Genomic DNA, 25376 nt, shown 5'->3' on the forward strand with positions numbered 1-25376 from the left:
TGCGGTTAGCGGTTAATCGGAGCGGGGTTGAGCTTCCACACTTCGTTGGCGTAGTCGGCAATCGTGCGGTCGGAAGAGAAGCGGCCAGACAGGCAGATGTTGAGCCATGCCTTTTTCGCCCAGTCGAGTGGGGCGGCGACGTAATCATTGGCCATACGGTCGCGTGCTTCGCGGTAGGACTCAAAGTCACCGAGGACGTAGTAGGTGTCCTGGGCATGTACTCCCTGGCCGTCGAGAAGCGAAGAGCGCAGGTCCCCAAACATGCCGGAATTCTCGTGGCCCAACGTGCCGTTGTTAAGCGCATCGAGGACACGCTTGAGGCCTCGAACCGTGTTGTACAGCTCGCCAGGGTTGTAGGATTCGCGCAGGGACGGAATCTCCTCGTTTCGTGCACCGAAGATGTAGGCGTTGTCCTCGCCAACGGCCTCCACGATCTCAACGTTCGCGCCGTCCATCGTGCCCAGCGTCAAAGCGCCATTCATCATGAATTTCATGTTGGACGTGCCGGAAGCCTCTTTACCAGCAACGGAAATCTGCTCGGAAACATCCGCCGCTGGGATGATGTGCTCGGCAGGAGAGACGTTGTAGTTCTCTACGAAGACCACGCGAATGATGTCGCGGGTGTCCTCGTCGTTATTCACCAACTCCGCAATGGTGTTGATGAGCTTGATGATTTCCTTGGCGCGCACGTAACCCGGAGCCGCTTTGGCACCGAAGATGAAGGTACGTTTCGGTACGGATTCGCCGTCTTCCTTGATACGGAAGTACAGGTCCAAGATGTACAGGGCGTTCATGAGCTGGCGCTTGTACTCGTGCAGGCGCTTGATCTGAACGTCGAAAATCGAATCCGGATCTACCTCGGCGCCTTGGTGCTCCTTTACCCACTGGGCGAAGTCCACCTTGTTCTTGTGCTTGATCTCCATGAGCTTGCGCAGAACCTTCTCATTCTCCGCCAACTCAGCCAGCTCAGCGAGCTTGGTGAGGTCAGTGACCCACTCATCCGAACCGGACTGCTTGGTCAAAAGCTTGGCCAAGCGCGGGTTACACATCTTCAACCAGCGACGCGGGGTAACGCCGTTGGTCTTGTTGTTGAACTTCTCCGGCCACAGCTCGTGCCACTCGGACAGCGCGTCGGCCTTGATGATCTCCGTGTGCAGTGCAGCCACACCATTGATGGAGTACGCGGCGTAGCAGGCAATCCATGCCATGTGCACCTGGCCATTGGACACAGGCGCCATGTAGTCTATGCGCCCTTGATCGAGGCCCCTGGTAGCCATGTCCTCGCGGAAGCGGCGGTCGATTTCCTCCACGAGCTCCCAGATGCGCCAGAACAGCTTCTGGAAGATGGAGACTTCCCAGCTCTCCAGCGCCTCGGCCAGCACGGTGTGGTTGGTGTAGGCGAAGGTCTCGGTCACGACCTTCCACGCGTCGTCCCACGACAAATCGTGCTCATCAAGCAGCAAACGAAGCAGCTCCGGGATGGCCAGAACTGGGTGGGTGTCATTGAGTTGGATGCTGTTGTACTTAGCGAACCCGCGCAGGTCGGAACCGTGGTGCTCGATGTAGTTATCGATCATCGCCTGCAAGGACGCAGATACGAAGAAGTATTGTTGGCGAACGCGCAGCACCTTGCCCTCGTAGGTGGTGTCGTTGGGGTAGAGCACGCGGCAGATATCCATGACGCGCTCGCGCTCGACAATCGCGTCGGTGAAGCGCTGGGAGTTGAAGGCATCGTAATCGAACTCATTGATCGGTTCAGACTTCCACAAACGCAACGTACCCACGTTGTCAGTGCCGTAGCCAGTGATTGGCATGTCATAAGGAATCGCGCGGACGTCCATGTCGTCGAAGTGAACGCGGCGCTGCTCAGAAGCGCGACGAATCACAAACTCGTAGCCATTTTCCATCCACACATCTGGCTCCTCTTTCTGGTGGCCATTCTCGAAGGACTGGCGGAACAGACCGTAGCGGTACAACAGGCCATAGCCGGTCACCGGGTAATCCTGCGTGACCGCAGAGTCAAGGAAGCACGCTGCCAGGCGGCCAAGGCCACCGTTGCCGAGGGCCGCATCGTGCTCGGCTTCGAGGACGTCGGAAAGCTCGCGTCCGCCCTGTTTGGCGGCGGCCTTTGCCTCGTCGACGAGGTCCAGGTTCGTGAGGTTATTCAGGAGCGCGCGACCCTGCAGGAACTCGGCGGAGAAGTAGTGCTGCTGGCGGGTAGCGGCATAAGCGGCGCGGGTGGCCTCCCAGTTGTCGGCGATTTGCGCCATGACGGCAGAGGAAAGACCGGACCAGAACTTGCGGTCGGTCGCCGTGGTGGGGCGTACGCCGGCTGCGGAGCGCACGTGCGCAGGAACAGTGGACTGAAAAGCGGAGTGCTTTGGCTGGCTCAATGTTTCACCTATCCCTAAGAAGATAATTTCCGTGTGTCAGCTTAACGGTATCGGTTCAGTTGCGCTGGCATGCGCTTGGCGACGCCGCTATTTCCCCAAGTAGGCCAGCACCGCCGCGGCGGCTGCGCGGGTACCGGATTGAACGGTGGGGGCATAGTCCGGCAGGAACGTCGACTGGTGGTTGACTGGTGGATTGTCCGCGAATTCTGCGGGGGTGGAGCCGATGAACCAGAAGTAGTAGGGAACTCCCCAAGCCTGCGGTAGGTAGCAGAAGTCTTCGGATGCAGTGGAAGGAGAGGCAGCGACGGACTGTTCGTCGAAGACGGCGTCGAAGATGCTGCGGACGGTTTCGTGGGCGGCTAAGTCGTTGTCGGTGACCTCGCCGTGGGCGAAGTACTCGAAGGTCGGCGGAGTAGGAGCCCCAGAGGCCTCGCACTCGGCGCGCACCATGCGCTCCAGCGACGCGTAGACGCGGGTGGCGATTTCCGGCTTGTAGTAGCGCGTGTTGAGCACCAACTCGGCGGTCTCAGGGATGATGTTGTTCTTATCGCCTGAATGCAACTCGCCGACAGAAATAACGAAGAAGTCATGTGGAGCAACCTCGCGGCCCACGATGGCTTGCAGGCGAGTGACGATCATTGCCGCTATATATGTCGGGTCGATGCTCTCGTGGGGCATGGATGCATGCGCGGAGCGGCCAAAGACGCGGATGCGGAGCGAATCGCAGCCAGCCATGATAGCCCCAGGACGCGACTGCACGTCGCCCGCTTTACCCGGCATGATGTGCTGGCCCAGGCAGATGTCGGGCTTCGGTACACGGGAGGTCAGTGAGTCGGAAATCATGAACTTTGCGCCCATTGACGACTCCTCCGCCGGTTGGAATAGCGCGAGGAAGGTGCCGGTCCAGGCGTCGCGGTGGGCGTCGAGAAGCGCACATGCTCCCAGCAGAGTCGTGGTGTGCATGTCGTGGCCGCAGGCGTGCATCTTGCCGTTCGTGGCGGCAAAGTCGACACCCGTTTCCTCCGCGACAGGCAGCCCGTCGAAGTCCGCGCGCATCAGTGCCGTAGGGCCGTCGCCGTTGCGGAAGATCGCGACGATGCCGTGGCCGCCGATGGAGTCGACAATCTCGCAGTCGAAAGCGCGCAACTTCTCCAGGATGCGGCCCGCGGTTCGCTCCTCTTCGTGGGAGAGCTCGGGATGGCGGTGGAGGTCTTCGTAGAATTCGCGCTGCCAGCTTAGATCAACGCCGCTGGTCGTGAGGAGGTCTGCGATTTTAAGGGAGTCTGCCATAGCTAATCTTCTTCTAGTTTGGGTAGGGTTACCTACATGCCAATTATTCAGTTTGATGTCCTTGTGCCGGATACCCAAGCCGAGCGCGTCGCCGAAGTCTTTAGCACCGCCACTCAGAAGCTCCTAGATAACGGAACTCTGTCTGCCGCAAACGTTACTCGCGTGGCCGATCCCAAAATCCCAGAGGGCCTTGATGCGCAGCTGCGCCAGACCTACCGCGATGAGCACGAGGATCGCGAGCTAGAAGACGCTAACGTTTACCGCTACGACATCAACGTCGAAGGAGTAAAAGGCTCCGTCAATCAGCTGACGATGGTGCTCGCGCGCCTGCTTACCCCGCACGCGGTGCTCCCGAAGGACCACGTCTTGTTGGAAGACGAGGTGGCACACGAGCGTCCTGCTATCTTCCCATGGTCCGTCCAGGTGCAGCCCTAGCTTGCAAACTTAGCTGCTAGCTGGATGGCTGCTTCACGCAGTTGCTCGATGACGTCGCCTTCCTCACCCAGCTCCACGCCTATCGCTCCGTCGGGCAGTGGGGCGTCGATGCTACCGGCGATGATGCCTAGGGGAGTCTCGTCCGCCAGGTCCGTGAGGGTTCCCACGACCTTGCCGGTGAGCGACTGCTCGTCGAAGCGGCCTTCACCGGTGACGATGAGGTCTGCCTGAGAAATCTTCTCGGGCAGGCCCATTTTTTCTGCCACATAAGCTCCGCCGGCAAGCAACTCGAAGTGCTCGTCGTTGCCCCACAGCGTTTCCGAGAGCCAGCGCAGCGCGATGGGGATGCCGCCTGCGGCGCCGAAGGATTCGGCTTTTTCGTCGACGCCCGTTACCTCGCACAGCCGCAGCAGCGCACCCGCGAGCAATGCAACTTGTTCGCCCTCGGCTCCCTTTTGTGGGCCGTACATGGTGGCGGCCTGGACAGGGATGGCGCGGGTATCAGCGAGGAGCGTGTAGTCGAGCGCGCCCGCCTTGATGTTGAGCTGTGCAGTATCGATGCTTGCCAGGCGCACCAGCGGGGCTCCGCCCTTTGGCAGGGCATAGCCACGGTCATCGTGAGCCGCCGCGCCCAGCGCCGCAAGGATGCCCATGCCGCCGTCGATGGTGGCGCTGCCGCCGAGGCACAGCACGATCTGCTTGGCGCCGCGCGACTCCGCGTCAGCGATGAGTACACCTGTGCCGTAGGAATCCGAGTGCAGCGGGTTCAACGCGTCGGCGACGGCGGGCAAACCGGTGGCGGAGGCGACGTCGATAAGCGCTTGCTCGCCGGCCAGGTAGTAGCTGGCCTCGGTGAGTCGGCCCACGGCGTCGGTAGTCGGAAGCGTGATGGTCTGCACTTCAGCTCCGAAAAGGGCGGCGGCGTTAGCGAGGATTTCTGCTGTGCCTTCGCCGCCATCGGCCATGGGGAGGGTGGTGATGGTGGCGTCGGGAAGCGCGGCGCGCAAGCCCCCAGCGATGGCTGCGGCGGCTTGGGCTGCGCTTGCCGTTCCTTTGAAAGAGTCTGGTGCGACGATTATATGCATGCGGAAAAGTATAGGCGTAGGGGTGTTTCTGCTCATACCGAGTTGCATTTTTGGTCGATTAATAGAAAACTATTTCTTGTTCTGCAAGACATCAGCCGCCCTGCGGCCGCAGCGAAAGGTGACCCACGTGTCGATCGACCAGCAAATCTCCGAATACTACGACAAGCTCCTCAAGCGCAACGCCGGTGAGCCAGAGTTCCACCAGGCATTGTTCGAGGTCTTGGATTCCCTCAAGATAGTCTTGAATAAGGATCCTCACTACGCTGATTACGGCCTCGTTGAGCGCCTGTGTGAGCCGGAGCGTCAGCTGATTTTCCGTGTTCCGTGGACCGACGACCAGGGCAACATTCACGTCAACCGTGGCTTCCGCGTTCAGTTTAACTCCGCGCTTGGCCCGTACAAGGGCGGCCTGCGTTTCCACCCGTCCGTGAACCTAGGGATCATCAAGTTCCTGGGCTTTGAGCAAATCTTCAAGAACTCTCTGACCGGCCTGCCTATCGGCGGCGGCAAGGGTGGCTCTGACTTCGACCCGAAGGGCAAGTCCGACGCCGAAGTCATGCGCTTCTGCCAGTCCTTCATGACTGAGCTACACCGCCACATCGGCGAGTATCGCGACGTTCCTGCGGGCGACATCGGCGTCGGCGGCCGCGAGATTGGCTACCTGTTTGGTCAGTTCCGTCGCCTGGAAAACAAGCATGAGTCCGGCGTCCTTACTGGCAAGGGGCTGACCTGGGGTGGTTCCTTGGTGCGCACCGAGGCTACCGGCTACGGCCTGGTCTACTTGACCTCCGAGATGATGAAGACCCACGGCGAGTCCTTCGAGGGTGCAAAGGTTATCGTTTCTGGTTCCGGTAACGTGGCCATCTACGCCGCAGAGAAGGTCCAGCAGCTCGGCGGCACCGTCGTAGCGATGTCTGACTCGGCCGGTTACGTTACCACCCCGAATGGCGTGGACATCGAGCTGATTAAAGACATTAAGGAAGTCCGCCGCGAGCGCATTTCCGCCTATGCTGCAGAAGCCGGCGAGGGAGTGGAGTACCACGCAGGTGGCAACATCTGGGAGGTTGCTGCCGACGTCGCCCTGCCTTGCGCAACTCAGAACGAACTCGACGTCGACTCTGCTAAGGTCCTGGCAGCGAACGGCGTCCGCTACGTCGCTGAAGGAGCAAATATGCCGTGTACCGCGGATGCTGTCCACTACTTCTTGGGCTCTGACGTGAACTTCGCGCCGGGCAAGGCTGCTAATGCCGGCGGCGTTGCAACGTCTGCTCTGGAGATGCAGCAGAACGCTTCGCGTGATTCTTGGTCCTTCGATTACACGGACCAGCGCCTGCACGAGATCATGTCAAACATCTTCAAGAACATCGACAAGACTGCCAAGGAATACGACATGGCAGGCGACTACGTCGCTGGTGCGAACATCGCTGGCTTTAAGAAGGTTGCTGACGCCATGCTCGCCCAGGGTGTCATCTAAGACTTAAGGTACCTGCATAAGTGGAAAGAGCTCTCCGGGGCTCTTTTTTCATGCCAACTTCAAGTCGAACTTGAGATTTTTGTCTAAAGTGCCGCGTGGGATACGTGTGACGAAAGTTTCTTTGGTTACTCTGAGCGCATGTACCGCGTATTTGAGTCCCTCGATGAACTTGTTCGCAACCTGGAGCAGGCTTACTCCGTTCCCATGACCGCCAACTGCATGGTTCCGCGCCACGAAATGCTGGCGCTTCTTGACGACCTTCGTAACGCCCTACCTGTCGAAATGGACGACGCCCAAGACGTCCTCGATAAGCAGGACGAAATCCTGGCTGGCGCCGAGGAGCGCGCCGCCCAGATTGTCGCCGACGCCAACGCGCAGGCTGATGAGATCATGTCCCGCGCGCAGGAAGACTCTGACGCCATGCTTTCCGACGCCCAGCACCGTTCCACCACCATGGTGGCTCAGGCAGAAGACGACGCCAGTGCCATGATCGAAAGCGCCCGTGCCGACGCGGACCGCACCATCGCACAGGGCAATAAGGAGTACGAGCGCAGCGTCGCTGCCGGCCAGGCCGAGCAGGACCGCTTGGTCTCCGAGTCTGAGGTGGTTCGCCGCTCCAACGACGAGGCGCACCGCATCGTCGAGACCGCCCACACCGAGTCCAACCGCCTGCGCACCGAGTGCGACGAGTTCGTTGATTCCAAGCTGGGCGAGTTCGAGTCCACGCTGTCTGGACTGCTGCGCACCGTTAATTCTGACCGCCAGGCGCTGCGTCGTGGCGCCGGTGTGCGTGCGCGCGGCACCGAGCGCAGCTCGGAACGCTACGAGCGTTAAATCCTGTCCCTAGCGGGCTTCTGCTAGGGACGTCGCCAGTGGCCCCTGCTGGTGGCCGGACGGTCTGTCGTACACCGCCTGGCCATCAGCAGGGGTCGTTGTCTTTGCTGCGGCGGCAATAGCGGCACTCACGAAGGCAGGGAGCCCGAAGATGGCCCAAAGAAGCGGGCACATGCTCGACGGGCTGGATGCGAAGGCGTCGAACTGCGTGAACGCTTCGACGACGTACATCAGGGCGACCATCGTGCTGATTCCGGCAATCGTCGAGGCGGTAGTCATGAATACGCCCGCCACCGATTCGCGGGAGTACCACGTCAGCCAGCCCACACCAACGCCGAGTGCGGCGGAGGCGATGATGATAGTGACGTCGAAAGGCAGTGGCAGCGCGAAGAACGCTCCGAGAATCATCCCGAACATCAATCCGCGCCATGCAACCGAGCACAGCGGATATCCCTGAGCAGTGCGTTTGGCATGGCGATGACAGTAAGCTGCGACACCAACGAGCAGGCACACGGGAGTTACGCAATAGAGGGGAAACGCCCAACCAAGCTGGGACAATTCGCCGGGCAGGCCTGCGGTGTCGAAATTCATAAGAGCTAGCGTAGGGGCGTTTAGGTCATGTGTGAACCCTATAAACATGGTGCATAGGGGCTTGTGCGGTGGGTTTCAGGTAATCCCCAGGTATGGTTGCGGCGGCTAGGTGCGGCGTCGGCTAAGAGTATGACGCCCCACAGGGTAGGCTATGAGGCGTTATGGCAGATGTATTGGAATCACCGCTGAAATTTAATGTGGCCGAGTTGCTGCGCAGCCAGGGCGCTGCCGCGATGCCTGAGCAGCGCGTGCAGAAGGGACCCGCGCCGGAGCGCATCGGTGTGGAAATGATCGCCGTCGAAAAGGGCGACGAAATCACCGTTGACGCCACCTTGACGCCGCTGGGATCGGGCGTGCTTGTCGACGCCGCCGTTACCGGCACCCTCACCGGGGAGTGCGCGCGGTGCCTTAAGGAGCTCCATCCGGAGCTGGACCTCCACGTATCGCAAGTATTCGCCGCGGATGAGGGCTTCATTGGCGGCGACGAAGCCGACGCCGAGGACCAAGGCTCGGGCGACGAAGTCCCGGAAATCGTCAACGACGAGCTCGACCTTCTGCAGACCGTCATTGATGAGGCGGGCCTCGGCCTGCCCTTCGCGCCGGTGTGCGAGAACGGCTGCGACATCGAAACCCCAGAGGGTGTGACCACCGGAGTGTCCGGTGAGGAGGAAGATAAGGTCGATCCTCGATGGTCCGGACTGGAGAAGTTCCTGTGAGCAAGAAAAATAAGCTAACCGGTGAAGAGGCCCTGGAGCAGGCATATGCTGCGGTCGACCATGCGCCGCTTCTGAAGTCTTTGGGCGTCGAGCTGGCCGATGAAAACCTGCGTCTGGCCCTGACGCACCGCTCTTTTGCCAACGAAAACGGCTACCTTCCCAACAACGAGCGGCTCGAGTTCTTAGGCGATGCAGTCCTCGGATTGTCTGTGGCTTCGAAGCTGTACGAGCAGTACCCGTCGCGTCCGGAGTCGGATATCTCGAAGATGCGTGCTTCCATCGTGTCTCGCTACGGCTTGTCCGATATCGCCCGCGAGATCGAGCTTGGCCAGCACATTCTGCTGGGCAAGGGCGAGCAGTCCACGGGCGGTCGCGACAAGGATTCCATCCTTGCGGATACCACCGAGGCCATCTTTGGCGCCATCTACCGCCAGTACGGCTTTGAAACCGCACGCGACGTCATCCTGCGTCTGTTCCAGAAGAAGATCGACAACGCTGTCGTCTCCGGTCGCCACATGGACTGGAAGACCAACCTGCAGGAACTCTGCGCTGAGCTCAAGGCGCCGATGCCGGTCTACACCGCGACGTCGACGGGCCCTGAGCATGATCAAACCTTCACCGCTGTGGCTACTGTCGCCGGCCTGACCGTAGGAAATGGTGTGGGCCACAACAAGAAGCTGGCCGAGCAGCAGGCCGCGCAAGAAGCGTGCCAAACGCTGCGCGAGACTCCGCTTCTCGTTCAGGGCACCGCAAACCGCGAGCTTTAATGCCGGAGCTGCCCGAAGTTGAGTCAGTCCGCCGCGGGTTGGAGGGTTACCTTCCCGGGCGGACTTTCGAGCGCGTTGAAGTCCTGCACCCGCGCGCGAACCGTGGGCAGGAAGGTCCTCTCGACCAGCTGTTGGTGGGGCGGGAGATAGGCGGCTTCGCAAGGCGCGGCAAATTCATGTGGATTGAGTTCGCCGACGAGAATCTCCACGACCCCGGTCGCGACGTCCTCTTCGTGCACTTGGGCATGTCCGGCCAGATGCGGGTGGGGGAGGCGGACTCGAAACATGTGCGGATCAGGGCGTCGTTAAGCGGCGGTGTGAACCTGTACTTTATTGATCAACGTACTTTTGGCTACTGGTTGTTGGCCCCGTGGCTGAAGATTGCGCACATCGCCCCGGACCCCCTCGAGCCTGACTTCGACATCGTCGCGGCCGCGCGGCGGATTCGCACAAAGAAAACCGCGGTGAAGACCGCCCTGCTGGACCAGACGGTGGTTTCGGGCATCGGCAACATCTATGCCGACGAGGCTTTGTGGGCCGCGCAGGTGCAGCCCCAAAAGAAGGCTTCTACACTGCGGCAACGTGACGCTATAGCGCTTATCGACGCCGCCGCCTCCGTCATGCGCGCCGCCCTCAAGGTCGGTGGCACGAACTTCGATGCCTTATACGTCAACGTCAATGGTGAGTCGGGGTATTTTGAGCGATCCCTGCACGCGTATGGGCGCACCGGAGCGCCGTGCGACAGGTGCGGAACCGAGCTGGTGCGCGTCGTAGTGGGTGGTAGATCCACCCATTTTTGCCCCCGCTGCCAGACCTATTAATGGATCGATAGGGGATACATAGCGTTAAATATTCTCCATGGAATTTCTTGAGAACGCTGTAACAACGTTCAATGACTCGGTCTGGACCTATCTGATCCCGTGGATCTTGATCGCTGCCGGACTCTTTTTTGGTTTCCGTACCGTTTTGGTGCAAATCCGAATGGTGCCGGAAATGTTCAAGGCCGTGGTCGAGCGCCCGAAGGGCGTCGGTCGCGACGAAGACGAGGACTACGGCGGCATTTCTGCTTTTAAGGCCTTCACCATTTCGGCGGCGTCGCGCGTGGGCACCGGCAACGTGGCTGGTGTGGCCGTGGCCATCTCCGTTGGCGGCCCGGGTGCTGTCTTTTGGATGTGGATCATTGCGATTCTGGGTGGTGCGACTGCGTTTGTCGAGTCCACCCTGGCGCAGGTGTGGAAGGTCCGCGAGGGTTCCGCTTACCGCGGTGGCCCGGCCTACTACATGAAGCGCGGTCTGGGCTGGGGCCCGCTGGCTGCGATTTTCTCCGTGGCTATCGCGTTTACCTTCGGCTTTGTCTACAACGCTTTCCAGGCCAACGCGATTGCTGACTCCATCGCGTTCTCCTTCGGCCGCGAGGACACCATGTTCCGCGCTATCGTCGGCCTGATTGTGGCTGCTGTGGCTGCACTCATCATCTTCGGTGGCGTGCAGCGCATCGCGAACATCACCCAGGTCATCGTTCCTTTCATGGCTATTGCTTATCTGCTCATCGGTGGCTTCGTGGTGATTACGAACTTCGACAAGGTGCCGGGCATGATTGGCGACATCATCGGCCACGCCCTCGGCTTCAAGGAGATCGCCGGTGCTGGTTTGGGTACCGCGATGATGAAGGGTATCCAGCGTGGTCTGTTCTCCAACGAGGCCGGTGAGGGTTCTGCTCCTAACGCAGCTGCCACCGCAACGGTGTCTCACCCAGTTAAGCAGGGCCTCGTGCAGACCTTGGGCGTCTACTTCGATACCTTGGTGGTCTGTTCCATCACGGCGTTCATTATTTTGCTCGGCCCGTCCATTGCTTACGGTGAGGACGCTGAGGGTGTTTCCCTGACCCAGGCGGCTTTGGCTTCTGAGGTCGGTAACTGGGGCATTCACTTCGTGACCTTCATCCTCTTCTTCCTAGCTTTCTCTTCAATTCTCGGCAACTACTACTTGGCAGAGTCCAACGTTGAGTACCTGACCCGCAGCAAGGTTGTCCTCAACATCTTCCGCTTGGTCGTGCTTTTCTTCGTATGGTTCGGTGCGGTCGGCTCCCTCCCGTTCGTCTTCGCACTGGCCGATACCGGCGCTGCGACGATGGTCTTCCTCAACATCCTGGCTATCGTTCCGCTCTCAGGCGTGGCCATCAAGCTGCTCAAGAACTACAACGAGCAGCGCCGTAAGGGCATCGATCCCGTCTTCCACCGCGACATGTTGCCGGAGCTCAAGAACGTCGAGTGCTGGGACGGCTCTGACCCAGTTACCCGCCGCAGTCCGGAGGACCGCCAGCGCCTGCAGCACCAGTACGACCTGGGCGACCACTCCAACTTGAGGGAGTACTAAATGGAGCGCATGACTGCGTTTGTCCACGGTTCGGTCCAGGGTGTGGGCTTCCGCTGGTGGACGCGTTCGCGCGCTTTGGAGCTAGGCCTTGCCGGCCATGCCACCAACTTGGCTGATGGCCGCGTGCAGGTGGTGGCGGAGGGCCCATGCGTCGACTGCAAGCGTTTGCTCGAGTTGTTGCGCGAGGAGCCTTCAACCACTCGCCGCCCGGGCGTGGTCACCACCGTGGTGGAGCAATGGTCGACGCCGCGGGGCGAAAGCGGATTCATCGAACGCTAGCGCCGTAGTAGTTGCTAAACTTTCACGAATGCACCTCAAATCGCTCACGCTCAAAGGCTTTAAGTCTTTTGCGTCTGCGACGAACCTAAAATTCGAGCCCGGTATCTGTGCCGTTGTGGGGCCCAATGGCTCGGGCAAGTCGAACGTCGTTGACGCCTTGGCGTGGGTAATGGGCGAAGGCAGCGCCAAGACCCTGCGCGGCGGCAAGATGCAGGACGTCATCTTCGCCGGAGCGGGCGACCGCAAGGCGCTGGGGCGCGCCGAGGTCACCCTTACTATCGATAACTCGGATGGCGCGCTGCCCATCGACTATTCTGAGGTCTCCGTTACCCGCCGCATGTTCCGCGACGGCGCCAGCGAATACGAAATCAACGGCTCCAAAGCCCGTTTGATGGACATTCAGGAGCTGCTATCTGATTCAGGCATCGGCCGCGAGATGCACATCATCGTCGGCCAGGGAAAGTTGGCGGAGATTCTTGAATCGCGCCCTGAGGACCGCCGGGCCTACATCGAAGAGGCCGCCGGCGTGCTCAAGCATCGCCGCCGCAAGGAGAAGGCGCAACGCAAGCTCACCGGCATGCAGGCCAACTTGGATCGCCTCCAAGATCTTACCGACGAGCTGGGAAAACAACTCAAGCCGCTGGCGCGTCAAGCAGAGGCAGCCAAGCGCGCCGCCACGGTACAAGCAGATCTGCGCGACGCGCGCCTGCGGATCGCCGGCGACCAAGTAGTCCAGCTACGCAAGAAGTTTGCCGACGCCGAGCACCAGGCTGCCATGCTGGCGGAGCAGGTCGCCGAAATCACCGAGCAACTTGAGGAAGCCTCCGGCGTTCAGCTCGAAATCGAGGCTGAGCTCGGCGAGACCACCCCCAAAGCCGAGGCCGCCCAGAAGCTGTGGTTTGACCTTTCGACCCTTTCCGAGCGAATTTCCGCGACCCAGCGCATCGCCGCTGAGCGTGCCAGCAATGTCGGCGCGCAGGTCGCCTATGCAGGTCAAGACCCCGAGGAACTCGAGGCCCGCGCACTCCGCGCAGATGAGGAGCACGCGGAACTGCTCATGATCGCCGAGGAGGCCGCTGAGCGCCTCGAGAGCATCCGCGAGGAAGTCGCGGAGCGCCGCGCAGCCTTCGAAGAGGCCGAAAAAGAACACATGGCGCAGCTGCGAGCCATCGCGGACCGCAGAGAGGGCGTCGTCAGGCTCATCGCCGCTGAGGAGAACCTGGCAAGCCAGGTCACCGCAGCAGAGGAAGAGCTGCAGCGCCAGGAAGAGACCCTGCAGTCCACCAAGTCCCGCACGCGCACGGCGCAGGTCGAGGCAGACGACGTCGCCGACAAACTCCAAGCACTCAATGCCGAGCGCGAGCCTCTCGAAGAGGCGCACCTGCGCGCGGCCAGCGAATCGAGCGCCGCCGACAAGCGCCTCGAGCAGCTGCGCGACGGCCAACGCGAACGCGAGCGCGCCGTTTACACCCTGCGCTCGCGTATCGATACCCTGGCGCAGACGGCCCCTGAGCACATCGACCTGGGCGAGGACTTCCAGCCGCTGGCAAACTTCATCTCCACTAAACACGAGACCGCCGTCGCGGCAGCATTGGGTGCCTTTGCTGAGGCCCAAGCCGGCGAGGTCACCGACAGCGTCGTTGAAAGCCTCAACAACGCCACGCGCACCCCGCTCATTGACATCGCCAGCAACGCTGCCGCACAGTGGCGCTTGGACTCCGACCTTCCCTCTACAGTCACGTGGTTGCTCGACGAAGTAGTGCTGGTGCCGGAGGTGCAGGCTGCGGTCACACGCCTGCTTTCTGACGTCGTCCTGGTCCCGGATCTCTCCGCCGCCCGCGAGGTGGTGCGCGAGGACCCGCGCCTGCGCGCCGTGACCCCGGAAGGCCTACTGGTGGGCGAGGGCTGGGTCGAGGCCGGCACCGGCGCTTCCTCCACAGTGGAGGTCTCCGCCCGCATCGCAGAGGCTGAGTCCCAGCTGGAGTCCGCGACGCAGGAGCTCGAGGAGCTCTCCGGCACGTTGGAAGGCGCCAAGATTGCAGCTGACGACGCCCGCGTTGCCGCGGCGTCGGCTAAAGCTGCTCTCCGCGAGCACGACACTGAGGTCGAGGCCTGGCGCCGTGACCACCAGCGTCTTATCAAGCAGCACGAGGTCAACAAAGCCGAGCACGAGAAGGCCGCCGCGCGCGCAACCGACATCGAGGTCAAGCTCGCGGAGCTGCGCGAACAACTCGCCGAAGCTCGGGATCGCCTCGCGCGTGTCGACGAGGACGAGCATGACAACGAGCCTTCCTCCGTCGAGCGTGACTCCGCGTCGAGGATACTCGAGCAGGTTAAAGCCATGGAGATGGAAGCTCAGCTCGCGGCCCGCACCGCTCAGGATAGGGTGGGCCAGGCTGCGGGCAAGGGGGCCGCGCTGCGTCGCCAAGCAGAGCATGAACGTCAGGCAAAAGCTCGCCATGAGCAGGCGATGGCGCGTCGCAAAGCGCAAGCTGCCCTGGCTGGCGCGGTGTCCAAGCATGCCCAGGACCTGGCTACCCGCGCGGCCCATGCCTTGGAGCGTGCCACCGCCGAGCGTGATGACTTGGTCAACCAGCGCAACGTCTTGAACGCCCGCTTGCAGTCCGCGAAGCAGCACGTCTCTGCCACCCGCCAGCAGCTCGACCGCCTGACCTCCAATGCGCATGACTCGGAGATTGCGCGTTCCCAGGCGCAGGTGCGTGCCGATGAGGCGGAAGCGAAGATTGTAGAACAGCTGGGGATCGCCATCCCGGACCTGCTCAAGGACTACACCCCGGGCGAGGACTTCGACCGCGGCGCCGAGACCGCGCGCCTGAAGCAGGCGGAGAAGGACCTCAACTCGTTGGGCAAGGTCAACCCATTGGCGCTGGAGGAGTACAAGGCGTTGGAGGAGCGTTACTCCTTCTTATCGACGCAGCTTGACGACGTCATCCAAGCCCGCAAGGATCTCTCGGAGGTTATTGAGGATGTCGATAAGCAGATACTGCAGCTGTTCACTGATGCCTGGAAAGACGTGGAAGCGGAGTTCCCGAAGGTCTTCCAGACGCTGTTCCCAGGCGGTGAGGGACGCCTGATTTTGACGGAGCCGGACGACATGCTGGCTACCGGCATTGAGGTGGAAGCGCGTCCGCCGGGCAAGAAGGTCAAGCGTCTGTCTTTGCTCTCTGGTGGTGAGAAGTCCTTGACGGCGTTGGCGATGCTGGTGGCGATTTTCCGCGCGCGACCGAGCCCGTTCTACGTGATGGATGAGGTTGAAGCCGCGCTTGACGACGTCAACCTCCGACGCCTCATCGCCCTCTTCGAGGAGCTGCGCAAGGACTCGCAGCTGATTGTGATCACGCACCAGAAGCCGACGATGGACGTGGCTAACGTCTTGTACGGCGTGACTATGCGCGGCGACGGTGTCACGCGCGTGATTTCCCAGCGCATGAGTCCAGCCGGCGCTGCGCCGGGAACTGACGCTGCGGCCCAAGACGCGACCCGCCTGGGCGTCGATGCGCCGCGCGGAGCTGCCGCTGTTGACGGCACAGGAGATACTGACGGCAATTAATGCACGGCTAGTGGTGCCCGATGGGGTTAAGCCTGGCACTATAGAGGACATGAATACTATCTCGTGGATTCTTATTGCCGTAGCTGTCATTGTGGTGCTGGCGATCGTGCTGATCGTTGTTGGTAAGAAGCGTGGTGATTCGAAGAAGGTTTCCTTCGAAAAGCCCGCCGAGGAAGCACCAAAGGAGCTGACCCAGGAGCAGAAGTCTGGCAACTACCAGGCTAAATCCGGTTTTAACTTCGCTCCGGCCGGTAGCGATGCCGACAAGCAGCCAGAAAAGGTTCCTGCTGCTCAGCCTGTAGCCCAGCCTGAGGCAAAGCCTGCAGAGGTGTCAGCCGAGCCAAGCGATACCCGCGATGCAACCGAGCTCGCCAATGCCCAGCTCGCAGACGAGGACGTTGAGGCTCCTGTAGCCGAGCCAACCACTGAGCCGGCAGCTGAGTCGGTTGAGCCAGAGGCTGAGGAGACTCCAGAGGTTGACTCCACCGATACCGTCGAAGAGGACACGGTTTCAGTCGAACCTGTGGTGGAAGATGAGCCAGTCGCGCAAGACGTGCCGGACCTTCCAGAGGCTGAGGAAGCGGCTGTCGCTGCGGAAGCGCAGACTGCGGGCGCTGAGGCCGCTCTTGATGCTGAGCCGGAGGAACTGCAGGTCTCCGAGGACGCTGAAGTTATTGCAGCGCCGTCCGAACCAGATGCTGACATCGAGCCGGCGGGCGGCCGCCTGGGCCGCCTGCGCGGCCGTCTGTCCCGGTCCCAGAACGCTATTGGTCAGGGCCTCTTGGGCATCCTGTCTGCAGGCGACCTCGACGAGGACGCCTGGGAAGAAATCGAAGACACCCTCATCATGGCAGACCTGGGCACCAAGTCCACGCTGAAGGTCACCGAGTCCCTGCGCGACAAGATCGCTGAGCGCGGCGTGTCCAGCGAGGAAGAAGCACGCGCGATGCTGCGTGAGTCCCTCATCGAGGCCGGCCACCCAGAGATGGACCGCTCTATCAAGGCCATGCCAAACGAGGGCAAGCCGGCCGTCATCATGGTCGTCGGCGTCAACGGCACCGGCAAGACCACGACCACAGGCAAGCTGGCTCGCGTTCTCGTCGCCATGGGCCACAAGGTGTTGCTGGGCGCGGCCGATACCTTCCGCGCTGCTGCCGCCGATCAGCTGGAGACCTGGGGGCGCCGCGTCGGCGCCACGACCGTTCGCGGCAAGGAAGGCGCTGACCCCGCATCCGTTGCTTTCGATGCCGTGGCAGCCGGCGTCGACCAGGGCGTCGACGTGGTACTCGTCGACACCGCCGGTCGTCTGCACACCTCCGTCGACCTGATGGATCAGCTGGGTAAGGTCAAGCGCGTCGTCGAAAAGAAGGCCGAAGTAGACGAGGTGCTGCTGGTGCTCGACGCTACCGTCGGCCAGAACGGCCTGACCCAGGCTCGCATCTTCCGCGAGGTCGTGGACATCACCGGTGTTGTCCTCACCAAGCTTGATGGCACGGCCAAGGGTGGCATTGTTTTCCAAGTTCAGGAGGAACTCGGTGTGCCGGTCAAGTTGGTTGGCCTTGGCGAGGGTGCCGATGACCTGGCTCCATTCGAGGTCGAGGGCTTTGTCGACGCCCTGCTAGGGGAGAAGTAGTAGCGTCGTTGCGCTAATGCGTGAAAAGCCGCCGGGAAAACCCGGCGGCTTTTTGTGTACCTATTTCGCTTCTAATATCGAGTAGCCGTTAGAATTTTGGGAAAGGGGGCGTCGAAAAGCGCAGCTCCTGCGGTGTTTTTCTGGCTACCTAAGACGTTCCAGCGTCACCTTAGGCACAGAAATAATGTGCTTTGACCTAAACCACAATGGTACGGTGGATACGTCTTATTTTTGCACGCTCAAAGTTATAAATCTCTAAACAATGGTTCGTGAGGCTCATCTTTCGTGACACTTCTTTATGTTGTCCTCCTCGCAGCTTTGGCAGTGGTTCTTGCCCCGGTGACCGTCCGGGTCGCCGATCGCGCCGCCGGCTATCCGCTAGCCGGCATTTTTGTTGTGGCGGCAGTTCTCCTTGCCAAAGAATTCGGAACTCTATCCGAGGGCAAAGAAATTTCCTTTAGCCGCACCTGGGTTCGCGATGTCGTGGACTTGGGCATCGACGTCAATTTCGCCCTCCGCGGCGATGCCCTCGGCGTTTTCTTCGCCATGCTGGCACTCGTTATCGGTGCGGTGGTATTTACCTATTCGGCGGCCTATCTTCCTGCGGGCAAAGGCAACGTCAGCTTCTATACGCTGATGACTGCCTTTACAATGTCCATCCTGCTGCTAGCTCTGGCGAACGACGTCATTTTGCTGTTCCTTGCCTGGGAGCTGGTGTCCTTGGCGTCGTTTATGCTCATTGCTCGCTCCGGCAAGGCAGGTGAGGCAGGCTCGCAGCGCACCTTGATTCTTACCTTCATCGGCGGCCTGACCCTGCTTGCTGCCGTGGCGATTGCCGCAACCGCGGCGGGAACCACGAATCTGGAGGAGATCCTTGCCTCCGGCGTGTGGGCACAGCGCCCTGGTCTAACTGCCGGTGTTGCCGTCCTGATTGCGTGCTCGGCGTTTACCAAGGCAGCGCAGTTCCCCTTCCACTTCTGGCTTCCCGAAGCCATGGCAGCTGCGACCCCGGTCTCGGCCTTCCTGCACGCGGCCGCAGTGGTTAAGGCGGGCGTTTACCTGCTTATTCGTTTCTCCACTATCTTCCACGACGTGGCGGTATGGAACTGGTTGCTGATCGTGGTCGGCATGGGCACCGCGGTGATGTCCGCGGTCTTTGCCGTGCAGAAGACGGACCTGAAGAAGCTCACCGCTTATTCCACGGTCTCGCACTTGGGCTGGATTGTGGCCACCATCGGCGTCGGAACGCCATTCGCTATCACCGCGGCCCTCGTGCACACGCTGGCTCACGCGCTGTTTAAGTCCTCTATCTTTATGCTGATCGGTGTAGTCGACCACGAGGCCGGCTCCCGCGACATCCGCCGTCTGGGCGTGTTGTGGAACAAGATGCCATTCACGTTTGCCTCGATGGCTATCGGCGCGGCGTCGATGGCCGCAGTTCCGCCGCTTCTGGGCTTTGTCTCGAAGGAAGGCATGCTGACTGCCTTTGAAGAGGCTCCAATCGGTGGGGCGGGGCAGGTCATCTTGCTGCTCGTCGCCGCGATTGGCGCGTTCTTTACCTTCACGTATTCCGCGAAGATTGTCTTCGGCGCCTTTTTCGACGGCCCGCGCAACATGTCCAAGGTCCACGAGGCGCCTGTTCGCCTGTGGCTTCCGGCTGCGCTGCCGGGCTTTATGTCCCTGCCGCTGGTGTTCTTCCTGGGCACCTTCGACAAGCCTTTGGACTTGATGGCCGGTTCTGTCGGTCTGCATTCCCACGCACACCTGGCTTTGTGGCACGGCATTAATGTTCCGCTGATCATCTCCACCGTGGTCCTACTCGCGGGTATCGCGGGAGTCTTCGTGCGCAAGCAGCTGTGGGCCGCGTTTGAGGGCACCAAGCTGGTGCCGCGCACCGGTAACGAAATGCTCAACCTCGTGCAGAAGTGGGCCACCTCCATCGGCCGCTTTGTAGGCCGCATGTCGGATACTCACAACCCTTCGCGCCTCATGCTTCCGATCGTCTTGCTGCTCATCATCTTGGCGGCCGCGGGGCTCATCAGCGAGGGCGTCGACGGCGTCGCTCTGGCGCCCCGCGTCGATGGCCTGGACAACCCATGGGATCTGCTGCCGCTCTCCATCGTGGCGCTGTCCATGATTGGCCTCGTCCGCACCCGCAACCGTCTTACGGGTGCTGTGATGATCGGCATTGCCGGTACCGGCGTGACCCTGCAGATGTTCTTGCTGGGCGCCCCCGACGTTGCCCTCACGCAGTTCACCGTTGAGGCACTGTCGGTCATCGTTATGATGATGGTCCTACGCTACCTGCCGGAGAAGTTCCACCCAGTGCAGGACACCTCGCGTAAGGCTGGCTCGGTTGTGATCGCAGTCCTCGCTGGTGGCGCCGCATTCCTCGGTGTTTGGGGCCTGATGGGTCGCCACGAGCGCTCGGACCTTGCCCTGTGGTACTTGAACAACGCTCCGGATATCACCGGCGGCGACAACGTCGTGGCCACCATCATCGTTGAGTTCCGTGCACTCGATACCTTGGGTGAGCTTTCGGTTCTGGGTATGGCCGCAGTGGTTATCGCAGCGGTCACTTCGACGCTGCCGCGTTTCCCGTTCACCTCGGGTACTCGTCCGGCGCCGTTTGGACAGTCCCAGCTCAACTCCGTTCCGCTGCGCAAGGGCATTGCGATTGTTATCCCGATTCTGGTCATCATGTCCGTGGTTGTGTTCTACCGCGGCCACCAGGCCTCGGGCGGTGGCTTCCCGGCGGCGCTGATTATGGGCGCGGCTATCGGCTTAACCTACCTCTCGCGCGGTTCGGACGAGATTGTCTTCGGCCGCATGACCCCGATTCATCTGACAGGCATCGGCATCATCGTTGCGCTGACAGCCGGTTTCATCGGCTACATCCCGCATCACGGCGAGCCGGGCGGCTTCCTCACCGCCATCCACGGCCATGCTTTGGGGCAACACTGGACCACGTCGCTCATCTTCGATCTCGGTATCTACCTGGCAGTGCTGGGTATGCTCACCATGGCCATCAACGCTTTGGGTGGCTACCTGCGCCCAGGTACTGAACGTGACTACCTGCCGTGGGTCCACGACGACGATTCCGCGTTGCCTACGACCCCACGCGTGGTGCTTGACGACGTCGATGATCCTTACCCCGAGCCCATCAATCCCTCGAGCAACCCCTTGGCGCTGCTCAACAAATCGGAAGCTCGAACCAAGAAGGAATCCCCTCGCTCTATTCGAAAGAGGGGCGAGGATAACTAATGATTCTTGCACTGACTATTGCTCTGCTCATCGGCTCTGCTGTCTATCTCATTCAGCAGCGTGGCCTGGTCCACATCGTGTTGGGCATGATGGCCTTCGGTCACGGCGCGAACCTGACTCTTCTGGCAACGGGTGTGTACTCCTACCGCGGTGAGTCCTTCCCATCGCAAGTACCAGCTGACCAGATGGCGGATCCGCTGCCGCAGGCCTTCGTGCTGACCGCCGTGGTTATTTCCATGGCGACCTCGACGATTTTGCTCACCATGGCCGCTATGGGCGCCAATGATGACACGGACATCGTGGAGCCGGTTGATGACAACACCATTGACCACGCGTTCTCCACGCTGGGTCGTGATTCTAAGAATCGAGAAATTTTGCAGCGTTCTGCCAACAAGATGGATCGCCTGAAGGAACTTGACCAAGCCGAGGAGGGGGAGAAGTAATGGCTGAACTCGTCAGTGCACTGTTGCCGCTGTTCCCAGCGGTGCCCCTCGTCGCTGCGGCGTTGGCTTTGCTCGCGCCGTGGCGCGGCGTGCGCGATTCCATCATGCTTGTCATCCCCGGCGTGGGTATTTTCGCGGGCTTCGCGTTGCTGTTATACACCATGAACAATGGCGTTGTGGCGCACGCGGTTGGTTTGTATCCAGGCAACGCCGGTATCGCGTTTGCTGCGGATACCTTCTCCGCCTTGATGATCGTTACCACGATGATCGTGGCCTTCGGCGCCAACTGGTTCGCCATCGTGGGCGGCGAGACCAAGTCACGCTATTACGCGTCGCTGACCCTCATCCTAGTCACCGGCGTGTGTGGCGCCTTGCTGACTGCGGACCTCTTCAACTTCTTCGTGTTTATCGAGGTCATGCTGTTGCCGTCTTATGGCCTGATCACCATGTCGGGTACGTGGTCTCGCCTTGCTGCGGGCCGTGCGTTCGTGTTGGTCAATCTCTTTGCATCCACTTTGCTGGTGGTCGGCGTCGGCTACATTTACTCGGTTACGGGCGTGGTGAACCTCGCAGCCCTCGAGGGCGCGGCCGCGGGTAACGGACCAGTGACCGTCGCTTCCGGCATCGTGGTCATTGCCATCGCGGCGAAGGCCGGCGTGTTCCCCGTACAGTCTTGGCTGCCACGCACGTACCCCGGAACCTCCGCCGCTGTCATGGGCTTGTTCTCGGGCCTGCACACTAAGGTCGCGGTCTACATGCTCTACCGCCTCTGGGTCCACCTCTTTGACATGGACCAGCGCTGGGGCACCCTCATCATCGTGGTCATGATTGTCTCCATGATCATCGGCGCCTTCGGCGGTATGGCAGAGAACTCGATCCGCCGCGTGCTGGGCTACCAAATGCTCAACGGCATGCCGTTCATCCTCGTGATGATGGCATTTACCACCCACGACCCGCAGCGCGCTCTGGGCGCGGGCATCCTGTACACCATCCACCACATGCTCACCGTGGGCTCGTTGATTCTGGCCTCGGGTGCCATCGAGGAGACCTACGGCACGGGCCTGCTCTCCAAGCTGTCGGGCCTGGCTCGCCGCGACCCGATAATCGCCTGGATTTTCGCAGCTGGTGCCTTTTCCGTGGTGGGCTTCCCGCCATTTTCCGGCATGTGGGGCAAGGTCCTCATCGTCGGCGAGATTGCACGCACCGGTGACCTATGGGCATGGATTGTCATCGCCGTCATCATCATTGCATCCTTCGCCGCTTTCCTGTCGATGCTGCGCGTGTGGCGCGAGGTCTTCTGGGGCAAGGATCTGCCGAAGGAAAAGGTCCCCGCTGAGCTCATCATCCGCAAGAAGCTGATGGCGCCGTCGGCTGCGCTCATCATGGGCTCGCTCACCATGTTTATTTTGGCGGGCCCAGTCATCGACGTCACGATGCACGCCGCCGAGGACCTGCTCGACACCGAGGCCTACACTCAAGCTGTGCTTGGCGACGCCCCCGTTGCCCTGCCGGACATCGACTCCACCCAGGGAGGTCGCTAAATGAAACTCTTCTTTCACTCCTGCGTGTATGCGCTGTGGCTGGTGAAGGAAATCTTCGTCGCTGGCTTTGGACTGGCGGCTGAGTCCTTCAAGCCAAAGAACAATTACCACCCAGTCGTCGTGCGCTACCCGCTGCGCGTGACGGGCGCGTGGGAAATCTTCTGGTTTACATCCTCCATTACCGCTACCCCTGGCACGCTATCGCTGGGCCTGCGCGAGCCGGTGGCCGAGGGCTTGCCGCGCATTGTGCTCGTCCAAGCCGTCATGGGCGACGATCCAGTTGAGATCATGGAATCCTTGGCCGACATGGAAGAGCGCCTCGCGCCGCACGTTAAAGAGCTGGACTACGGCGTTCCCGGCCAGAGTGACACCAAGGTACTCGACCCGGCTTTCTACGAGTACCCACTCGAGACGCTCGGTCGCCACATGCGCGCGCCGGACATTGCGCAGGTTGAGGACACTCCGCTTCCTGCCGACGAGACTGAGAAGTATTCCGTGTGGCCATTGCGCCCTGAAAGGAAAGGCGAATAATGCTGGATTTCGCGCATTTTAGTGCTTTCGAATGGGTCATTTTCGTCTGCATCTTCATCATGGGCGGCGCCCTTGCTTCCGCGTTGCTTCTAGCTCTGCGCTCCCGCGACGAGCTGACCCGCACGGTCATGTCAGACATGGCCTTCTACGGCATGCTTTGCATGTACATCACGTGGACGTTCACGAACCACGCGTCGATTCTCTACGACATCGCCATGCTGGCGGCAATCGCGGCCGGCGTGCTCCCGACGCTGTCGATGGCGCGCATCATCTCGAAGGGACGTCGATAAGCATGGCGATTTATGAGATTGTCGCATCCATCCTGCTCATCGTGGCCACCATCCTCGTGGTCGCCACCGCAATTGCACTCTGGCGCGCTCCTGACGCCTTGACCCGAGTCAATCTGCTTGGGCCCACCGTCGGTCTGGCTGTGCCGCTTTTGCTCGTGGCGAAACTCATCGTGGACTTCTCGGAAAACGGCTTTTCGCTGTGGTCGCTGGTGCGCGTGCTCATCGCGTGCTTCGGTGTCTGGATTATCGGCTCCGTGGGCTCGTTCTACATGGGCCGTTCGATTTATGGAGTCACCGTCACGGACGTGAAGTACGCTCGCCGTGTCCATAAAGAACTGCGCACTGTCGAGGCCGACGAAGACGAGTTCTAACTGACCTCTTGCCTTTTCTATAGATCGATAGGTAACCTCATTTGGGTAACTATCGATCTATAGAAAAGGTGTGGAAGATGACGACAGATCAAGTAATTGCCGCTTCCGGCAACTCCTCGTGGATGCTGGTCAGTGCCTCCCTGGTTCTCCTTATGACCCCAGGCTTGGCGCTCTTCTACGGCGGAATGTCGGGGCGTCGCCAAGTGCTCAACATGATGATGATGTCTTTCGGAGTCATGGCCGTGGTCCCCGTCATCTACGTCTTGTGGGGCTGGTCCATGTCCTACGGCTCCCAGTCCGTCGCTGGACTCTTCGGCAGCCCTTTCCAATTCTTCGGTCTCAGCGGCCAAATCGTAGACGACGCGGGCAACTACGTCGAGGGCGCCTCTGGCTACCCGAACGTCATCGACATTGCCTTCCAAGTCACCTTCGCCATCATCTCCACCGCTCTCATCTCTGGCGCGCTGGCTGGCCGTGTGAAGTTCTCCGCGTGGCTCTTGTTTGCTGGCCTGTGGACCACCATCGTCTACTTCCCGCTGGCACACATGGTCTGGGGCGGCGGCATCCTGTCCCACGCCGAGGCTTCCGTTTCCTCGTGGATCTTCGGCACCACCGACGGTCGAGCCACCGTTGCGCCGATTGACTTCGCAGGCGGCACCGTGGTCCATATCTCCGCTGGCACGGCTGCATTGGTCCTAGCGCTGGTCGTCGGCAAGCGTGCGGGCTTCCCAGGCAAGCTCGCGCGTCCGCACAGCCTGCCCATGGTGATGCTCGGCGCCGCGCTCCTGTGGTTCGGATGGTTCGGCTTCAACGGTGGATCCGCCTTCGCCGCTGACGGTGTGGCGGGCCTGGCGTGGCTCAACACCACCGTGGCCGCCGCGGCCGCGATGCTCGGTTGGATGGCTACGGAAGCAGTTCGCTACAAAGCCGCCACCTCTCTCGGTGCGGCGTCGGGCGTCGTCGCCGGGCTCGTGGCCATCACTCCGGCCGCTGGAGCGCTGACCCCATTGACCTCGATTTTCCTCGGTGCTGTCGGCGGAGTCCTAGCGTGCCTCGGCGTGAGCCTGAAATACAAGTTTGGCTACGACGACTCCCTCGACGTTGTCGGCGTGCACCTCATTGCTGGCCTGTGGGGAACCGTAGGCTTGGCGCTGGTTGCTGACGGATCTGGCGTCTTTACCGGCGACGTCGTCTACGGCCTCAAGTTGTTGGCTGTCCAGGCTGTCATCGCGGTGGTAGCCATGGCTGTCTCTGCTATTGGCACCTATCTCATTGCCTTGCTTATCAAGACGACCATTGGTTGGCGAATTGATGCAGAAGACGAGTCTGGCGGAATCGATGTTGCGCAGCACCGTGAGTCCGCTTATGACCTAAGCAGTGGTGCTGACTCCTCCCGTGGGCGCATGGGCGCTACTATTAACGGGCAGGGAAACACTTCCACGTTGGGCACTGCGCCCGTTATCCCGCCGCGTACCGAAGTCAAGGAGTAAGA

At 60.9% G+C, this 25376-nt stretch carries 21 protein-coding genes; 17 read left to right on the forward strand and 4 right to left on the reverse strand.

The window, feature by feature from the left end:
- Nucleotides 1–5: 5 nt before the first annotated feature.
- Complete coding sequence (locus tag I6I72_RS11935; RefSeq protein WP_201806954.1) at nt 6–2393, reverse strand: glycogen/starch/alpha-glucan phosphorylase; 2388 nt, start codon at nt 2391–2393, stop codon at nt 6–8.
- A gap of 87 nt (nt 2394–2480) precedes the next feature.
- A complete protein-coding gene (locus I6I72_RS11940; RefSeq protein WP_201806956.1) occupies nt 2481–3683 on the reverse strand; it encodes an amidohydrolase in 1203 nt (400 codons plus the stop codon).
- 36 nt (nt 3684–3719) lie between these two features.
- Here I6I72_RS11940 and I6I72_RS11945 point away from each other — a divergent pair, with 36 nt between their 5' ends.
- Nucleotides 3720–4118, forward strand: coding sequence for a hypothetical protein (locus tag I6I72_RS11945; protein ID WP_005528817.1), 399 nt, complete (start codon nt 3720–3722; stop codon nt 4116–4118).
- Here the strand turns inward: I6I72_RS11945 and I6I72_RS11950 are convergent.
- Nucleotides 4115–5203, reverse strand: a complete 1089-nt coding sequence (locus tag I6I72_RS11950) for a glycerate kinase (RefSeq protein WP_049062406.1) — start codon at nt 5201–5203, stop codon at nt 4115–4117. The genes I6I72_RS11945 and I6I72_RS11950 overlap by 4 nt on opposite strands.
- Nucleotides 5204–5330: 127 nt before the next feature.
- On the opposite strand from I6I72_RS11950, the gene gdhA reads away from it, so the two are divergent.
- Nucleotides 5331–6677: an NADP-specific glutamate dehydrogenase gene (gene gdhA, locus I6I72_RS11955; protein WP_049145633.1), complete on the forward strand. Its 1347-nt coding sequence runs from the start codon at nt 5331–5333 to the stop codon at nt 6675–6677.
- Nucleotides 6678–6815: 138 nt separating this feature from the next.
- Nucleotides 6816–7511 carry a DivIVA domain-containing protein gene (locus I6I72_RS11960; protein WP_005528822.1) on the forward strand — a complete coding sequence of 232 codons (696 nt, stop codon included), beginning with the start codon at nt 6816–6818 and terminating at the stop codon, nt 7509–7511.
- A gap of 9 nt (nt 7512–7520) precedes the next feature.
- Here the strand turns inward: I6I72_RS11960 and I6I72_RS11965 are convergent, their stop codons facing one another.
- On the reverse strand, nt 7521–7919 hold the full coding sequence (locus tag I6I72_RS11965; protein ID WP_201806958.1) for a hypothetical protein: 399 nt from the start codon (nt 7917–7919) through the stop codon (nt 7521–7523).
- Between the two features lie 344 nt (nt 7920–8263).
- On the opposite strand from I6I72_RS11965, the gene I6I72_RS11970 reads away from it, so the two are divergent.
- The 14 genes from I6I72_RS11970 to I6I72_RS12035 all read left to right on the forward strand — a co-directional run bounded on the left by I6I72_RS11970 (nt 8264) and on the right by I6I72_RS12035 (nt 25374).
- Nucleotides 8264–8818, forward strand: a complete 555-nt coding sequence (locus tag I6I72_RS11970) for a YceD family protein (protein ID WP_236592631.1) — start codon at nt 8264–8266, stop codon at nt 8816–8818.
- Nucleotides 8815–9585, forward strand: coding sequence for a ribonuclease III (gene rnc / locus I6I72_RS11975; protein ID WP_005528828.1), 771 nt, complete (start codon nt 8815–8817; stop codon nt 9583–9585). The genes I6I72_RS11970 and rnc overlap by 4 nt, the downstream gene beginning before the upstream one ends.
- A complete protein-coding gene (gene mutM / locus I6I72_RS11980; protein WP_049062403.1) occupies nt 9585–10406 on the forward strand; it encodes a bifunctional DNA-formamidopyrimidine glycosylase/DNA-(apurinic or apyrimidinic site) lyase in 822 nt (273 codons plus the stop codon). The genes rnc and mutM overlap by 1 nt, the downstream gene beginning before the upstream one ends.
- Before the next feature lie 37 nt (nt 10407–10443).
- Entirely contained in the window at nt 10444–11961 is a 1518-nt protein-coding gene (locus tag I6I72_RS11985) for an alanine/glycine:cation symporter family protein (protein WP_049062402.1), read from the forward strand.
- A complete protein-coding gene (locus I6I72_RS11990; protein ID WP_005528834.1) occupies nt 11962–12240 on the forward strand; it encodes an acylphosphatase in 279 nt (92 codons plus the stop codon).
- A 28-nt stretch (nt 12241–12268) separates the two neighbouring features.
- A complete protein-coding gene (gene smc, locus I6I72_RS11995; protein ID WP_049062401.1) occupies nt 12269–15811 on the forward strand; it encodes a chromosome segregation protein SMC in 3543 nt (1180 codons plus the stop codon).
- Between the two features lie 49 nt (nt 15812–15860).
- Nucleotides 15861–17444, forward strand: coding sequence for a signal recognition particle-docking protein FtsY (gene ftsY, locus I6I72_RS12000; RefSeq protein ID WP_201806960.1), 1584 nt, complete (start codon nt 15861–15863; stop codon nt 17442–17444).
- 285 nt (nt 17445–17729) lie between these two features.
- Nucleotides 17730–20708, forward strand: a complete 2979-nt coding sequence (locus I6I72_RS12005; protein ID WP_201806963.1) for a DUF4040 family protein — start codon at nt 17730–17732, stop codon at nt 20706–20708.
- Nucleotides 20708–21151, forward strand: coding sequence for a cation:proton antiporter subunit C (locus I6I72_RS12010; RefSeq protein ID WP_005528840.1), 444 nt, complete (start codon nt 20708–20710; stop codon nt 21149–21151). The genes I6I72_RS12005 and I6I72_RS12010 overlap by 1 nt, the downstream gene beginning before the upstream one ends.
- Complete coding sequence (locus tag I6I72_RS12015; RefSeq protein ID WP_049145654.1) at nt 21151–22692, forward strand: monovalent cation/H+ antiporter subunit D family protein; 1542 nt, start codon at nt 21151–21153, stop codon at nt 22690–22692. The genes I6I72_RS12010 and I6I72_RS12015 overlap by 1 nt, the downstream gene beginning before the upstream one ends.
- Nucleotides 22693–23223, forward strand: a complete 531-nt coding sequence (locus I6I72_RS12020; RefSeq protein ID WP_005528845.1) for a monovalent cation/H+ antiporter subunit E — start codon at nt 22693–22695, stop codon at nt 23221–23223.
- Nucleotides 23223–23513, forward strand: a complete 291-nt coding sequence (locus I6I72_RS12025; RefSeq protein ID WP_005528847.1) for a hypothetical protein — start codon at nt 23223–23225, stop codon at nt 23511–23513. Before I6I72_RS12020 ends, I6I72_RS12025 begins: the two co-directional genes overlap by 1 nt.
- Before the next feature lie 2 nt (nt 23514–23515).
- Nucleotides 23516–23884, forward strand: coding sequence for a Na+/H+ antiporter subunit G (locus tag I6I72_RS12030; protein ID WP_049062769.1), 369 nt, complete (start codon nt 23516–23518; stop codon nt 23882–23884).
- A 77-nt stretch (nt 23885–23961) separates the two neighbouring features.
- Nucleotides 23962–25374 carry an ammonium transporter gene (locus I6I72_RS12035; RefSeq protein ID WP_201806968.1) on the forward strand — a complete coding sequence of 471 codons (1413 nt, stop codon included), beginning with the start codon at nt 23962–23964 and terminating at the stop codon, nt 25372–25374.
- Nucleotides 25375–25376 lie beyond the last annotated feature (2 nt).

This window comes from Corynebacterium striatum, assembly GCF_016728105.1.
GTDB classification, from domain to species: Bacteria; Actinomycetota; Actinomycetes; order Mycobacteriales; family Mycobacteriaceae; genus Corynebacterium; species Corynebacterium striatum.